The organism is Aquaspirillum sp. (assembly GCF_055136605.1).
Map to the genome: position 1 here is coordinate 1 of NZ_JBSQVP010000026.1, position 15,240 is coordinate 15,240.

At 47.8% G+C, this 15,240-nt stretch carries 11 protein-coding genes and 1 rRNA gene; 9 read left to right on the plus strand and 3 right to left on the minus strand.

Going from position 1 to position 15,240, the window contains the following annotated elements:
* A 5S ribosomal RNA gene (gene rrf, locus ACTBZS_RS06105) occupies positions 1-90 on the plus strand; the annotation flags it as partial.
* Positions 91-271: 181 nt separating this feature from the next.
* A complete protein-coding gene (locus ACTBZS_RS06110) occupies positions 272-598 on the plus strand; it encodes a hypothetical protein (RefSeq protein ID WP_460429542.1) in 327 nt (108 codons plus the stop codon).
* Here the strand turns inward: ACTBZS_RS06110 and ACTBZS_RS06115 are convergent, their stop codons facing one another.
* The 3 genes from ACTBZS_RS06115 to lptF are packed head-to-tail and all read right to left on the minus strand — an operon-like array spanning position 599 to position 5,336.
* Positions 599-3,166, minus strand: a complete 2,568-nt coding sequence (locus ACTBZS_RS06115; RefSeq protein WP_460429543.1) for a [protein-PII] uridylyltransferase — start codon at positions 3,164-3,166, stop codon at positions 599-601. It abuts the gene before it with no gap.
* Complete coding sequence (gene lptG / locus ACTBZS_RS06120; RefSeq protein ID WP_463043575.1) at positions 3,163-4,242, minus strand: LPS export ABC transporter permease LptG; 1,080 nt, start codon at positions 4,240-4,242, stop codon at positions 3,163-3,165. The genes ACTBZS_RS06115 and lptG overlap by 4 nt, the downstream gene beginning before the upstream one ends.
* Positions 4,239-5,336 (minus strand): LPS export ABC transporter permease LptF, encoded by a 1,098-nt coding sequence (gene lptF, locus ACTBZS_RS06125; protein ID WP_460429545.1) that lies wholly within the window; start codon positions 5,334-5,336, stop codon positions 4,239-4,241. Before lptF ends, lptG begins: the two co-directional genes overlap by 4 nt.
* A gap of 207 nt (positions 5,337-5,543) precedes the next feature.
* Here lptF and ACTBZS_RS06130 point away from each other — a divergent pair, with 207 nt between their 5' ends.
* The 7 genes from ACTBZS_RS06130 to ACTBZS_RS06160 all read left to right on the plus strand — a co-directional run bounded on the left by ACTBZS_RS06130 (position 5,544) and on the right by ACTBZS_RS06160 (position 15,182).
* Positions 5,544-7,106 carry a leucyl aminopeptidase gene (locus ACTBZS_RS06130; RefSeq protein ID WP_463043576.1) on the plus strand — a complete coding sequence of 521 codons (1,563 nt, stop codon included), beginning with the start codon at positions 5,544-5,546 and terminating at the stop codon, positions 7,104-7,106.
* Complete coding sequence (locus tag ACTBZS_RS06135) at positions 7,096-7,518, plus strand: DNA polymerase III subunit chi (protein WP_463043577.1); 423 nt, start codon at positions 7,096-7,098, stop codon at positions 7,516-7,518. Before ACTBZS_RS06130 ends, ACTBZS_RS06135 begins: the two co-directional genes overlap by 11 nt.
* Before the next feature lie 25 nt (positions 7,519-7,543).
* Positions 7,544-8,113 carry a cob(I)yrinic acid a,c-diamide adenosyltransferase gene (locus tag ACTBZS_RS06140; RefSeq protein ID WP_463043578.1) on the plus strand — a complete coding sequence of 190 codons (570 nt, stop codon included), beginning with the start codon at positions 7,544-7,546 and terminating at the stop codon, positions 8,111-8,113.
* On the plus strand, positions 8,110-8,682 hold the full coding sequence (locus tag ACTBZS_RS06145; protein WP_460429549.1) for a thermonuclease family protein: 573 nt from the start codon (positions 8,110-8,112) through the stop codon (positions 8,680-8,682). The genes ACTBZS_RS06140 and ACTBZS_RS06145 overlap by 4 nt, the downstream gene beginning before the upstream one ends.
* Before the next feature lie 57 nt (positions 8,683-8,739).
* Positions 8,740-12,609, plus strand: coding sequence for an ATP-dependent RNA helicase HrpA (hrpA, locus tag ACTBZS_RS06150; protein ID WP_463043579.1), 3,870 nt, complete (start codon positions 8,740-8,742; stop codon positions 12,607-12,609).
* Positions 12,610-12,725: 116 nt separating this feature from the next.
* Positions 12,726-13,349, plus strand: coding sequence for a LysE/ArgO family amino acid transporter (locus tag ACTBZS_RS06155; protein WP_460429551.1), 624 nt, complete (start codon positions 12,726-12,728; stop codon positions 13,347-13,349).
* Between the two features lie 48 nt (positions 13,350-13,397).
* Positions 13,398-15,182 carry an ABCB family ABC transporter ATP-binding protein/permease gene (locus tag ACTBZS_RS06160; RefSeq protein WP_460429552.1) on the plus strand — a complete coding sequence of 595 codons (1,785 nt, stop codon included), beginning with the start codon at positions 13,398-13,400 and terminating at the stop codon, positions 15,180-15,182.
* Positions 15,183-15,240 lie beyond the last annotated feature (58 nt).

Consider the following 15,240-nt stretch of genomic DNA (forward strand, 5'->3'; position numbering starts at 1 on the left):
ACCACCCCTTCCCTTCCCGAACAGGACCGTGAAACGACTCAGCGCCGATGATAGTGCAGATCCCTGTGTGAAAGTAGGTCTCCGCCAAGCCCCCAACATTAAACCCCCTGCTATCTTGTAGCAGGGGGTTTTGTTTTGCATAAAAAATTTTGTTGCAAAAATATGAAATTTTTTTGTTGTCACCTATTTACCATTAGTTTGCGTTAGCATAGCGTTCATCCATCACATGGTACGGTGAAACTTAACACCGGCAACTTGAAAGAGGGAACCTATGAATGCAGCAAAAAAAATCCGTAAGCTCATTGAGTCGGGTCGTGATCCACAACAAATGGAAGTATTAAAGCAGTTGGCGGTAGCTTTAGAAATGAAAAAGCTATTTGATATTAGCCAGCTGTATGAAATTGATATGCGTTATTTTGAGCTGGGCTTGGAATTGATGAACGATTGGCGTTTAGATCAACATTTAAATGCACGTAATCGTTTGACAGAACAAATTCTTGGCTTAACTGCAGATGTTCAAACTGATGGCAATATTGTCCAAGTTCAAACACCTGCAGAATTAACGCTCGAGTCCAATGCTACTGCGAAGCCAACTTAATTAGATTCTGAGCACGTCTAATAGCTCGGCCTGCATCATCAATAAACTTTTCGCATCATTTAACGCCGCGCCGGTGAGTAAAAAAGCATCTTCGGCGCGGCCTCCTAAAGTCATGATTTTGGCAGAATGCACACTGACCTTGTAGCTTGATAAGACACAGGCAACACGTGCTAATAATCCCGGTTTATCTCCCGCTACAATCGATAATACATACCCATCACCTTTATCATCAGCGCGAATATTAACTTGAGGATTGATAGGGAAATGTTTCAAATGGCGGTTAATGCGACCTTGTGAAGGTGGGCATAGCAAATCGCCACCACGTTCAATCGCATGAGTTAATTCAAACTCAATGAAATTGATCATCTCACGGTAGCTGATATCACCGCCATTTTCTGGTACAAAAACATGGAATGTATCTAAAGCGTATTTATGTCTTGTTGTATAGATTTTGGCATCGGCTATGCTGTAAGCGGTTTTATTAAAGAACAAACAAATCCGTGCAAATAAGTCTGGTTTGTCTGGGGTGTAAACCAAAACATCAATGCCTTCGCGATCATCAGACAATCTGGCTCTAACCAAAGGCTGTTCACTGCGTGCAAAGCGGTTTAATACCCGCGCATGCCAAGCAATTTCTCGTGCTTCATGGCGCAAAAAATAAACCATATCAAGTTGTTGCCATAATGCTTCTTCTGCACCATCTGGCACCATATTGAGACGCAAAAGAATTCTTGCCTCGTGTTTTCGTTCTTCCAATGCAGAATCTAAATCAAGTTGTTTACCTGAGCCTAAATAACGCAAAGTAGAATGATACAAATCTTCTAATAACTTTGCTTTCCATGCATTCCACACTTTTGGACTGGTGCCACGAATATCTGCCACGGTTAACAGGTATAAGGCTGTCAAACGGCGTGGTGTTTGTACACGATGGGCAAAATCAGCAATCACAGCCGGATCATAAATATCTTGCTTTTGTGCGATACTCGAGAACGTCAAATGTTCTTGCACCAACCATTCCACTAATTCTGTTTCTTCCTCGTTAAATCCATGATTCAGACAAAATTCTCTGGCATCGCTTTTACCGAGTTCAGAATGGTCACCTCCGCGTCCTTTGGCGATATCATGGAACAACCCAGCTAAATAGAGTAATTCCGGCTTCTGAAAATCAGCAATTAACCGACTTAAAGTGGGGTACTCGTGATTAAAAGCGGGAATGGCAAAACGGCGCAGGTTACGCACGACCATTAAGATATGTTCATCTACAGTATAAACATGAAATAAATCATGCTGCATCCTGCCAACAATTTTGCCAAATGCGGGTAAATAACGTCCTAATACACCATAGAGATTCATACGGCGTAAAGTACGGGTTAAACCCTGTGGTTGGGTAAAGAGTTGAATAAATAAATCACGGTTAGTTTGATCACGTCGGAAACGATCATTAATCAAACCGCGTGCATGCCACAGTGCCCGTAGTGTGCGCGGTGCAATACCATTCAGTTCGGGATGTTGTGAAAGCAATAAAAATGTTTCGAGAATAGCACTGGGATGTTTGTCAAAATAATCTAACCGGCGTAAGGCAAGCATACCGTTCACTGATTTGAAACGATCATTAAGAATGACCACATTCTGTTTTGCTTGAGAAAATAAGCGATTACGCAGATTAGGCAATAAAATACCGTTTAACTGATGAATAATTCTTGCAGCACGATAGTATTGCTCCATCAGTTTTTCACTGGCGCGCAATTCTTTACTGTCTGTTAATCCCCATTGATAGGCTACTTTTTGTTGTAGATCAAAAATTAAACGATCTTCGCGTCGATGTGCCGTGAGGTGGAGGTCGATACGTAAGGTTTGCAGGCGTTGTTGTGCATTCTTTAATAAACGCGCTTCGGATCGAGTCAGAATATCTTGCTCGACCATGGTTTGCCATTCACTGTTAAGACCAATTGCTTTAGCAACCCAAATTAAAGTATGTAAATCGCGCAGTCCCCCAACATTTTCTTTGATATTCGGTTCCAAGTTATTCGTCACACCAAAGGCTTTGGCGTGTCTTTGTTGCTGTTCTAAAACTTTGGCTTCAAAAAAAGCGACAGGATCACGATGTCGTTCTAATTCATTCACCAGATGTTGATATAAGTCTTGATTGCCACAGAGTAGGCGTGTTTCTAGTAAAGTGGTTTCAATTGTAATGTCATTTTGTGCTTCAGCTAAACATTCACTGACAGTACGGACACTGTGCCCAACATCAAGGCCAATATCCCAAAACAGCGGAATTAACTGACCAATTTGTTCTTGTAGCGTTGTTGCTGCACTATCGGGGAGCAACACTAAGATATCGATATCAGAATGAGGGAAAAGCTCACCACGGCCATATCCTCCCACAGCTAATAAAGCTGCTTGGTTATCAAAATGATGTGCTGCCCATATTTTTTGGATTGCCTCATCAACTGCAACGCAATGTTGTTGTAGTAATAGGCTAGGGTTGCGGTGCTCATTCCATGCTTGTGCTAGGTCTTTGCGTGTTTGGCTTAATGCTGCTCGCCATAAACTAATTTCTGAGGTCATACGCTATATCTTTCGCGATAGAAGAGCAGTGCAAGGCCGCCGGTTAAAAACAGCACTGTCGGCATTAATGTGATCAAAATAGGCTGCCATTGATACAGTAAACCTAAATGACCAATTAAGCGATTTAAAAAGTGAAATGAGAGGCCAATCACAATCCCAATAAACAAGCGATAGCCTAAGCTCACTTGGCGTTGATTAGCAGGGGTGAAACCCACTGCAATAATTGCCATCGATAAGCAGGCTAAGGGATAAAATAGTTTTCCCCATAATGCTATTTCATAGCGGCTGGTTTTCTGTTTATTATTTTTCAGATGTTCAATGTAAGAGAACAAATTCATCGCTGACATCTTTTCTGGTACGACCAGCAAGACATCTAAGATTTCAGGTCGTAATACCGATTGCCAAATACGTTCAGCTTGGTGTTCTATACGAGTTGAGTCGGCACCAAAATAAGTGGTTCTGACCTCTTGTAATAGCCATTTATCTTCACCTTGATATAACCCACGATTGGCTTCTTGCACCGCCGTAAGTCGGTAATCTTGGTCATATTGATAAATACGAACATTTAACAAAGTGTTGTCCGGTAACATAGTTTCGACGTTGATAAAATGGTTATCGTCTTTTACCCACAATCCAGACCGAAAATCTTGGGCAACCACAGAACGGGTGGCTTGTAGATATAAGCGTTCGGCTTCTTGTTCTGCTTTTGGTGCAACAAACTCGCCCATTAAAAATGTCACAACAGCAAAGCCACCACCTACCATTAGCAAAATAAAACTGATATAGCGCGCTGATACACCGGAGGTTCGAATCACTGCATATTCTGAACTGGCCGCCAAAAGTGTTAATGCAGCTAATGAACCAATTAACACCGCAAGCGGCAAGAGTTGATAAACATGCCCGGGGATATATAGGGCAACCACGGTTAACATGGTTTTCCAGTCGTAATGATGACGACCTAAGGCAGACAGTTCTCCTAGAACATCAAAGAAGGCAAATAGCGACAATAAAGCCAATAACGTAAATAAGGTCGTTCGGACAATATTGCCGATAAGATAACGTGCGATCAAACTCATGATAAAGACCGGCTTTGCAGTTGGCGACGTAACAAGCGTAGTGGCTTACGGCGCAAGGTGAGTAAAAGCACGAACAATGCCAACATAACAATATGCAGCGGCAAAATAGCAAAAACACTTTCCAGTTTGCCGTTACCAATCCATTTTTGTGCTACGTTCATGCTTTGGTAATAGAGTTGATAAATTAACAACGCGATTAACAAATTAAAGGTATGTCCACTGCGTGGATTGTAATAAGCAAGAGGAATGGCTAGCAGGGCGAGAATCAACGTAGCAATCGGCATAGAAATTCGCCATGCTAACTCTGCTCGGTCATCTGATTGATTACGTTGCCATAACTCTGGGGTGGTGCGCTGTTTGGCAGCGGTGGCATTGGGCTGTCTTAGGCTTTGGTCGATTTTGACTTGATAACGTTCAAATTCAACCAAACGATAATTGGCCTGTCCCGGTTGTCCATCATAACGCCGGCCATCTTCTAAGATCAGATAACGCTCACCTTGTTCTGTCGTATGTAGGTAACCGCGTCGTGCCAAAATTGTAGAGAGCACGCCGTTTTCCCAAGATTCAACGAAGATGTTTTGTGCTGAACCGTTTTCGCTGGAGAAATTTTCAACAAAGTAAACGCGGTCGGCACTTTTTGATTCTTTAAAGATGCCGGGGGCAAGGGCGCTGACTTCTTCGCGTTGTTTGAGTAAGTCGGCATACTCATTGCCTTTTTTATGTGCCCACGGCGCAATCCAAAGGGTAACACTGGCAATGATGACAGTAATGGGGACGGCAAACATTAACACCGGACGTATCCATTGGGTGGGCGATACCCCTGCTGCCAGCCATACCACCATTTCGTGGTCGCGATAGATTCGCGTTAATACCACGAGAACGGCCACAAACACTGTGATCGACAATAAGGTGCCAAATGACGCTAACGCGGTAAATGCAATCATGGCGAAGATGGCATCGGTCGCTAAATCGCCAGCGGCGGCTTTGTCGAACAAACGCACAACTTGCGTAGTCAACATAATGGCCAATAGCACGAAAAAAACCGCGAAGGTGACCGAGGTCAGTTCGCGGACGAGACTACGTTGAAAAATCATAAAATGTGCCTTTTTGACATCCCGCTGAAATGCTAGTGATAATGTTGCAGGAAGCGGAAAAATGCCGGAATCGGTCTAAAATCGAAGAAATCAGACCAAGCGTCGCAAATACTCTAGAAAATGGGGTATAACTGGAGCGAGTGGTGTTACGCTATGGCATATTTTTTGGATGTCATTCAATGTCAATAAACATAAGGAATCACGAACATGGACTTTAGCATAAAAAGCGGTAGCCCGGAAAAACAGCGTGTGGCGTGTGTGATTGTCGGGGTATTTGAATCGCGCAAACTCTCTTTTGCCGCTGACTTAATAGACCGTATTTCCAATGGCTTTTTAAGTGATGTGCTCAAACGTGGTGATATGGATGGCAAGTTAGGCACCACTTTGGTGCTACATGCGGTGCCTCATACCTTATGTGACCGTGTGATGTTGGTTGGTTTGGGTAAGGAACGTGATTTTCGCGAAAAAGAATATCGTGAAGCGATTAAAGCCTCGGTGCGTGCTTTAGGGGCGACTGCCGCTGTTGAGGCTGTCAGTTACATCACAGAAATTCCAGTGAAAAAGCATGATGTAACATGGATGGTGCAAGAGGCAGTGGTAGCAACGCTGGATGTGTTATACAAATTCGACCGCTTTAAAACCAAAGTGGAAGAACACCCACGCGAATTGCGTAAGTTGACATTGTCGGTTTCTCGCCGCAGTGATTTGGCCGAAGGTGAAACTGGTTTAGCACGTGGTTTGGCTGTTGCCGGTGGGATGAAACTGTGCCGCGATTTGGGCAATTTACCAAGCAATGTATGCACGCCGCGTTATGTGGCACAAACCGCAGAAGAATTAGCGACGGAATATGGCGTTGCGGCTGAGATTTTGGATGAAGCCGCCATCCATGCGTTAGGGATGCGTACCTTTCTCTCTGTCGCCAAAGGCAGTATCGAGCCCCCTCGTCTGATTGTGTTGAAATATCAAGGCGCGTCAGCCACAGTGCAACCGGTGGTGTTGGTGGGCAAGGGGATTACCTTTGACTCGGGTGGCATCTCGCTCAAACCGGGTGAAGGCATGGATGAAATGAAATATGACATGCTGGGTGCGGCAACCGTATTGGGGACTTTCCGTGCTGCGGTTGAAATGCAGCTGCCGTTAAACTTAATCGCGGTGGTGGCGACGTGCGAAAACATGCCCTCCGGTGGTGCCAGTAAGCCCGGTGACATTATTGAATCGATGTCGGGGCAAACCATTGAAATTCTCAACACCGATGCCGAGGGCCGCCTGATTCTGTGTGATGCGTTGACATATGTGGAACGCTTCAGCCCTCAAGCCGTGATTGATGTGGCGACGTTAACTGGTGCCTGCATTATTGCTTTAGGTCATCAAACAACAGCCGTTTTTAGCAACCAAGATCAATTGGCGCGTGAGTTAGTCACCGCAGGTGAAGAAGCTGGGGATCGCGCATGGCAGATGCCCTTATTTGAAGAATACCAAGAACAACTCAAGAGCCCACTTGCTGATATGGTCAACATCGGTGGTCGGCCAGCGGGTTCAATCACAGCGGCATGTTTCTTGTCGCGTTTTGCCAAGGCCTATGATTGGGCACATTTGGATATTGCGGGTACCGGTTGGAAAAGTGGCAAAGATAAAGGGGCAACAGGCCGTCCCGTCCCCCTCTTGGTGCAATTCTTACAGGATAAAGCAGATGCCTTGAGTGGTCATACTTTACGCCGTGGCCGCCCACGTCGCGATCATGAGGAAAGCGCTGCAGACGATGCGGATTGATTTTTACCACCACGTCACCCGCCCGTTGCCGTTTTGCTGTCGTTTAATTCAGACTGCATGGCAACGTGGCAGTCAGCTGATGGTATTGGTGCCTGATCCTGCACAGTGTCAGGCACTTGACCAGTTATTGTGGACCTTTCAGCCACAAGCTTTTATTCCGCATTGTGCACCGACGGCAGCGTATGCCAATCAAACGCCGATTTGGTTGGCAACCGAGTTACCGCCGGTGGTGACGGGGCGCGTGTTGTTGAACTTACGCTTGTCGCCATTGCCTGAAGCTCAGCAATTTGAACGCATTTTGCAAATTGCCAGTGCAGATGAGGCGGAATTAGCACAAGCACGGCAAGTGGCTCGGCACTATAAGCAATTAGGGGCCGAGATTGTGTATCACGATATGACAGGCCGTGGTTAAGGGCCGAGTAACAGACTGAAAGAACATGGGATACCGTTTAAGTAAAATTGCGACCCGTACCGGCGATGATGGCAGCACCGGCCTTGGTGATGGCAGTCGTGTCCCCAAACATGCTTTACGTGTGGTGGCATTGGGTGATGTGGATGAATTAAACAGCCAACTGGGGTTGCTGTTATGTGAAACGCTGCCTGATACCGTTCGTGTGCAGTTGACCACCATCCAAAATGAGTTGTTCCAAGTCGGGGGTGAATTGGCCGTACCGGGCTTTCACTGGTTGGAAGAGGCTGCCTTGTTGCGTGTAGATAACTGGTTGGCTGAAATGAATGCCGAACTGCCACCGTTGAAGGAATTTATCTTACCGGGTGGTTGTCGCAGTGCGGCATTAAGCCATGTCGCGCGTGCGGTGGCGCGGCGTGCCGAGCGCAGTGTCGTGGCCTTGGCCGCAGAAGAAGCGGGTGTTTCACCACGGCTACAGCAATATCTGAATCGTTTATCCGATGCCTTGTTTGTGCTGGCGCGGTTATTGAACCGCCATGAAGGTGGACAAGAAGTGATGTGGCAAAAACCGCAACCGCCGGAGGTATCCAATCAATGAGATTGCAGGCCAAACATATTCAAGCGGTGTTGACTTTGTTTGGTCAGGCATCGCCTCAACAAAAATTGGCAGCGGCGGTGGTGTTGCTCACCGCTGTACTGGGATGGTGGTTTGGTACCTCGGCTAGCCAAGATACGATTCAAGGCAAAGTGGTTGCGGTGGCCGATGGCGACACGGTGACGGTGCAGGATATCACCATGTCGCAACACCGAATTAGAATGGCTTTTATTGATGCGCCAGAAAAAGCACAACCGCATGGCGACGAGGCTAAACAGCATTTATCTGGACAGGTGCTCGGGCAAACGGTGACGGTTGATGTGATCGAGAAAGACCGCTATGGCCGCACTGTGGGTCGGGTACGCTTGGCCGGAGCCGATGTGAACTATGACATGGTGCGGCAAGGTTTAGCATGGCATTACACGCAATATGCCAAAAAACAAGCGAGCAGTGACTATGCCCGCTATCAACAGGCACAAAAGCTTGCCGAGCAGCAAGGCACAGGATTATGGCAACAAGCCAATCCCACCCCGCCGTGGGATTTTCGCCAACAGAAGCGAGCCGCTCAATAACCCCAGCAACGGGGCTTTTTGTTAGAATCGGCCTTTGTGGTTTGATATGGTTCTTTCATGGCTGCTTTGCCTACGCATACATTACATCAGCTCCTATCCGAGGTGATGACCCGAGATTTTCCTGTTCTTAAAGCCCGTTTACGTCAATTACAACAGCGTCTGAAAGCCGGTAAACCTGCGGATCGGATGTTTGCTGAATTAGAACGTGATATACAACGCTCACATCAGCGTTATCAATCTCGTTTAACTGCCCTCCCTCAACCGCAATTTGACCCTGCTCTCCCTGTTAATCAGCGTTTAGAGGATCTCAAACAGGCGATTAGCCAACATCAAGTGGTGATTGTTTGTGGTGAAACTGGCTCGGGCAAAACCACACAGTTACCTAAGTTGTGTTTGGAATTAGGCCGTGGTGTGCGTGGCTTGATTGGTCATACCCAGCCGCGTCGCTTGGCTGCGCGCTCAGTCGCGCAGCGTATTGCACAAGAACTGCAAACCAAACTCGGCGAACAAGTCGGTTTTAAAGTGCGTTTTACCGATCACAGCTCGGATCGCAGTTATATCAAGCTGATGACCGATGGCATTTTATTGGCTGAAACGCAGAACGACCGTTATCTCAATCAATACGACACCCTTATCATTGACGAAGCGCATGAACGTTCGTTGAACATTGATTTTTTATTGGGCTATTTAAAACAGATTTTACCTCGTCGTCCCGACTTAAAAGTGATTGTGACCTCGGCCACCATTGATGCTGAGCGGTTTAGTCAACATTTCAATGGCGCACCGGTGTTGGAAGTGTCGGGGAGAACCTATCCGGTGGAAATTCGCTATCGGCCCTTGCAAGAACGCGACGAAGACGAAGCGGAATTGGAGATGGAGGAGGCGATTGTCGAGGCAGTGCAAGAATTACAGACCCACGGTGCCGGTGATGTGTTGGTGTTTTTACCAGGGGAACGGGAAATTCGTGATACTGCCGATGCCCTACGGCAAATGAATCGCGGTGCGGGGTATGACATTCTGCCGCTATTTGCGCGGCTATCGAATGAAGAACAAAACCGAATTTTTCAAACAGGGGGTGAGCGTCGTCGAGTGGTATTGGCCACGAATGTAGCGGAAACCTCGCTGACGGTGCCTGGCATTAAATATGTGATTGATACCGGTTTGGCACGGGTAAAACGCTATTCACCGCGTGCGAAAGTCGAGCAATTACACGTTGAAAAAATCAGTCAAGCCGCTGCTCGACAACGCGCAGGCCGTTGTGGTCGCGTGCAGGCAGGGGTGTGTATTCGTTTATACAGCGAGGAAGATTTTAACGCTCGTCCCGCTTTTACCGATCCTGAGATCATCCGCAGCAACTTGGCAGCGGTGATTTTACGAATGGCCAGCCTGCGGTTAGGCGCGATTGACGAATTCCCCTTTATTGAAGCACCAAGCCGGCGCTTGATTGCCGATGGGGTGCAGCTATTGCATGAACTCGGGGCGTTGGATGATACACAGCAGTTAACGCCGCTTGGTAATGAATTGGCGCGGATTCCGGTTGATCCGAGAATCGGTCGGATGTTGTTGGCTGGGCGACAATTTCATTGTGTGCATGAAATTTTAATTTTGGCAGCGGCACTGTCGATTCAAGATCCGCGCGAACGCCCCTTTGAAGCGCGAGAAGCAGCAGAGCGCGCCCAAGCCCGTTTTAAAGATGAAAAGTCTGATTTCCTTGCCTTTTTAAATTTATGGCAATTTTTCCATGAAGCTCTGACCAACAAGACTTCTAACCGTCAGTTGATTAATTTATGTCATCAACACTTTTTGTCCTATTTGCGGCTGCGTGAGTGGCGTGAATTACATGGCCAACTGAAAAATATTGCAGATGAACTCGGTCTGCGTGACAACACCACTCCGGCCACTTTTGAACAAATTCATTGTGCTTTATTGACCGGTTTGCTTGGCAATATTGGGATGAAAACCTTGGAAGGCGATAGTTATTTAGGCGCACGGGGGATTCAGTTTCATATTTTCCCTGGTTCTGGGCTGCGGCGAACCAAGGCTAAATGGATATTGGCTGCCGAATTGACCGAAACCACACGCTTATATGGTCGTTGTATTGCTGCGATTGAACCTGAGTGGGTTGAAGGTTTGGCCGAACATTTGGTGAAGCGTCACTATTTTGAACCCCATTGGGAAAAAGCCCGTGGCGAGGTGGTTGCCACAGAAAAAGTGACATTGTATGGCTTACCAATTGTGGCGCGGCGACGGGTCAGTTATGGCCGTATCAATCCAGAAGAGGCACGTGAGATCTTTATTCGTGAAGCGTTGGCGGTGGGCGAATTTCAGACCCGAGCGGCGTTTTTCCGCCACAATCAAACGCTGATTCGTGAAGTGCAACAGTTGGAACATAAGGCGCGGCGACAAGATGTGTTGGTGGATGAGCAGACATTGTTTGATTTCTACAACGAGCGCATTCCAGCTAATGTCTTTGATACTGCTAGCTTTGAACATTGGTTAGACGACATACAAAAAACCGAACCGCGCCGGTTATATCTCAGTCGCGAATACTTAATGCAACATGCCGCCGAGCATGTCACAGAGGAACAATTCCCCACCCATTTCGACACCGCAGATGGTCGTTTGAAATTGCGCTATCGTTTTGAACCTAATCATGTTCTCGATGGGGTAACCGTTGATATTCCGCTGCCAATTTTGAATCGATTGCCACTCGAACCTTTCGAATGGCTGGTGCCGGGGATGTTGCGCGAAAAAGTCACGTTGTTGATTAAAAGTTTGCCCAAGGGCTTGCGCCGCCTATGTGTGCCGGTGCCGGATTGTGTCACACGCTTTTTATCCTCGCCTTTGGATAAACAGCACAGCCTATTGTCCCAACTGGTGCGTTTTTTACAGCAAGACACCGGACACAGTTTCAGTGAAGCCGATTTTGTGCTGGGGCAACTGCCGCTGCATTGTTGGATGAACTTTCGTATTTTGGATGATGGTCGGCAAGAGTTGGGCATGGGGCGTGACTTATCACAGCTGCAACAGCAATTTGGCGAGGTGGCACAGCTGACCTTCCGTGAAAGTTCTTTGGAATGGGAACGCGATGAAGTCATCGCGTGGGATTTTGGTGCTTTACCGGCGGTGATTCAGTTTGCCCGAGGACGTCAACAACTCACCGGCTATCCGGCGTTAGCGGTTGAAGGTGAGCGCGTTGCCATTCGTTTGTTCGATACGGAGCTGGCTGCTGACGCCTCTCATCGGCAAGGGGTGATTCGTTTATTGCAATTACAGCTAAAAGAACAGATGAAACAGCTGCAAAAAGGCTGGCCTGAGCTGACTCAAACGGCGTTGTTATTGCGTGGGGTGATCAATCGCGAGGCATTATTGGCCGATGCGATCACTGCTATCTGTGATCGGGCGCTGGTGGGTGAAGATGTATTGCCGCGTGACGAACGCGCCTTTGAAGAACAAAAAACTCGCGCTCGGGCGCGCCTGCCGGCGGTTAAACAGGCGGTGGCGACACTGTGTGTCGATATTGCTGGCGAATATCAAAAGGTGGCGCAGTCGCTGGAGAAACATCCTTTGGCATCGGCACTGCGTGAGCAATTACAGACGCTAATCTATCAGGGCTTTTTATCAGCGACACCGTGGTCACAGCTGGCACAACTGCCGCGTTATCTACGGGCAATGGGGTTGCGGATGGACAAATACCGCAACAATCCCGCCCGCGATCAAAAACATGCGGCTGACATTCAACGGCTGTGGCGTGAGTGGGAAAGCGCGGTGGCACAACAACAAGGGATGGCCAGCCTAGGGTTGTTGGCCGTGCGTTGGCAATTAGAAGAATTGCGCGTGTCGTTGTTTGCCCAAGAACTGAAAACGCCTTATCCAGTGTCGGTCAAACGGGTTGAAGCAGAATTGCGCGCACAGCTGGCGCGCTGAAAAGCGGGTGTAGATGAAGAAAAATTAAGCTATCCCATCAAATATTAAACTTTATTTAGCTTTTTGCGCCTTTGCTAGACACTAAGTCATCTTCTTCGTGAATAGCAAAGGAACGCATGATGTTGTTATTACCTACTTATTTTCAGGGCATGGCATTAGGCGCTGGTTTAATTATCAGCATTGGGGCTCAAGGTACCCATGTTTTGCGGGTTGGCCTGCAACGGCAGCATGTGGGAATCACTGTGGCCCTCTGTATTTTGGTGGACATCATCCTGATTGGGTTAGGCGTAGCAGGGATGGGGTTGTTAATCAGTGAAAACCCCCTGTTATTACAGCTGGCGCATTGGGGTGGGGCATTGTTTCTATTGGCCTATGGTTGGCGGGCATGGCGGGCGTGTTGGCAGGGCGGCGGCAGTTTGGCCACCTATCAAGCGGCACCGCTTAACCGTTGGCAAGCTGCCCTGACTGTATTAACGCTATCGCTGTTAAATCCGCATGTGTATTTAGATACGCTGGTGGTGTTGGGAGCGATTGGCGGTAAATTACCAGAATATGCCCAGCTATCGTTTTCCCTCGGCGCCATGACGGCCTCTTTGCTGTGGTTTATTGTGTTGGGGTTTGGCGCAGGCTATCTAACTCGCTATTTTCAACGCCCCTTGGCATGGCGGATTTTGGATGCGATCACTGGCTGCATTATGTGGGGCTTGGCTTTGGGCTTAATCATGGCTGCTCCCTTGTGATTTACCGTTAGCCCTCAATGTGTAATCTTTTTTGAGAGGCTATGGGTCATGCGCTTTTCTCATTCCGGCCCCGCACCCACGGGGCGGCACGACTGGCAGACGCTAAAGACTTTAGTGCCTTATCTATTGGCATTTAAAGGCCGATTGGCCATTGCGATTGCTTTATTGGTTGGGGCAAAACTGGCTAACGTCAGTGTGCCACTGTTATTAAAAGATGTGGTCGACACGCTAAGTACCCGAGATGTGGTGTTGGCGGTGCCGTTGGGCTTGGTGGCGGCGTATGGTTTGGCACGGTTGGCAACCAGCTTATTTGGTGAGCTGCGCGATGCGGTATTCGCCAAAGTGGTGCAGGGGGCTATCCATCGGGTTGCGTTAGAAGTCTTTACACACCTGTATCAACTTTCTTTACGTTTTCATCTCAATCGTCAAACCGGTGGCATGAGCCGTGACATTGAGCGAGGAACCAAGGGTATTGGTTTTTTGCTCAATTTCACAGTATTCAACATTTTGCCGACGCTGCTAGAAATTACCTTAGTCGCGGCGATTTTGTTCAGTAAGTATCACTGGTCATTTGCGGCTGTCACGTTTGCCACCATCGCCAGCTATATTGGCTTTACCCTGTGGGTCACCGAATGGCGGATGGTCTTTCGGCGCAGTATGAACGACTTGGATTCTAAGGCCAATAGTCGGGCGATTGATGCCTTATTGAATTTTGAAACCGTCAAATATTTTGGTAATGAACGCTGGGAAATTCAACGCTACGACAACAGTTTGTCAGCATGGGAACACTCCGCCATTAAAAATCAAGTGTCCCTTAACCTGCTCAACGCGGGGCAAGGCGCGATTATTGCGGCTGGGGTAACCGGCTTAATGTGGTTGGCGGCTTCTGGGGTGGTGGACGGCAGTATGAGCGTGGGTGACTTGGTGTTGGTGAATGCCTATCTCATCCAACTGTATGCGCCGTTGAACTTTCTTGGTTTTGTCTATCGAGAAATCAAGCATTCCCTTGCTGATATGGAACGTATGTTCACCTTATTAAATGTCGAACGTGAAGTAGATGACAAACCCGATGCGGTGACATTACAGACGCAACAGGCCAGTATTCGTTTTGAGCATGTGGCTTTTTCTTACGACGGCAAACGAGAAATTTTGCAGGGCATTGATTTAGATATTCCAGCCGGTAAGACGTTAGCGGTGGTGGGGCGGTCGGGTGCTGGGAAATCTACCCTGTCGCGGTTGCTGTTCCGTTTTTATGACGTCAATCATGGCAGCATCCGTATCAATGGCCACGATATTCGCCAACTGACACAAGCGAGCTTGCGTGCCCATATTGGGATCGTACCGCAGGACACGGTGTTATTTAACGATAGCATTTACTACAACATTGCCTATGGACGTCCTGAAGCCAGTCGTGAGGAGGTGATCGCTGCTGCACAGGCGGCGCATATTCACGATTTTGTGATGAGTTTGCCCGATGGCTATGACACGACGGTGGGTGAGCGCGGTTTGAAATTGTCGGGTGGCGAAAAACAACGAGTGGCGATTGCGCGTACCTTGTTAAAAAACCCGCCTATCCTCATTTTCGATGAGGCAACCAGCGCATTAGACACCCGCACTGAAAAAGCGATTCAAAACGAGCTGGCGGCCATCTCTGCAAATCGCACCACTTTAATCATTGCTCATCGTCTCTCGACCGTCGTTGATGCCGACCAAATTGCGGTGATGGATGGTGGCAAGATCATTGAAACAGGAACCCACCGTGAACTTTTAGCTCGCGATGGTGCCTATGCAGCACTGTGGCGTTTGCAACAAGAGAATCCAGAACAGGCTTAACGAGGGCTCAATGTTCGATATCGAACATTGAGCGATTGCCACAGCTTTACGTCAACGT

Coding starts and splice junctions, on each gene's coding strand:
- ACTBZS_RS06110 (WP_460429542.1), top strand. CDS start 272: ATGAATGCAGCAAAAAAAATCCGTAAGCTCATTGAGTCGGGTCGTGAT.
- ACTBZS_RS06115 (WP_460429543.1), bottom strand. CDS start 3,166: ATGACCTCAGAAATTAGTTTATGGCGAGCAGCATTAAGCCAAACACGC.
- lptG (WP_463043575.1), bottom strand. CDS start 4,242: ATGAGTTTGATCGCACGTTATCTTATCGGCAATATTGTCCGAACGACC.
- lptF (WP_460429545.1), bottom strand. CDS start 5,336: ATGATTTTTCAACGTAGTCTCGTCCGCGAACTGACCTCGGTCACCTTC.
- ACTBZS_RS06130 (WP_463043576.1), top strand. CDS start 5,544: ATGGACTTTAGCATAAAAAGCGGTAGCCCGGAAAAACAGCGTGTGGCG.
- ACTBZS_RS06135 (WP_463043577.1), top strand. CDS start 7,096: ATGCGGATTGATTTTTACCACCACGTCACCCGCCCGTTGCCGTTTTGC.
- ACTBZS_RS06140 (WP_463043578.1), top strand. CDS start 7,544: ATGGGATACCGTTTAAGTAAAATTGCGACCCGTACCGGCGATGATGGC.
- ACTBZS_RS06145 (WP_460429549.1), top strand. CDS start 8,110: ATGAGATTGCAGGCCAAACATATTCAAGCGGTGTTGACTTTGTTTGGT.
- hrpA (WP_463043579.1), top strand. CDS start 8,740: ATGGCTGCTTTGCCTACGCATACATTACATCAGCTCCTATCCGAGGTG.
- ACTBZS_RS06155 (WP_460429551.1), top strand. CDS start 12,726: ATGATGTTGTTATTACCTACTTATTTTCAGGGCATGGCATTAGGCGCT.
- ACTBZS_RS06160 (WP_460429552.1), top strand. CDS start 13,398: ATGCGCTTTTCTCATTCCGGCCCCGCACCCACGGGGCGGCACGACTGG.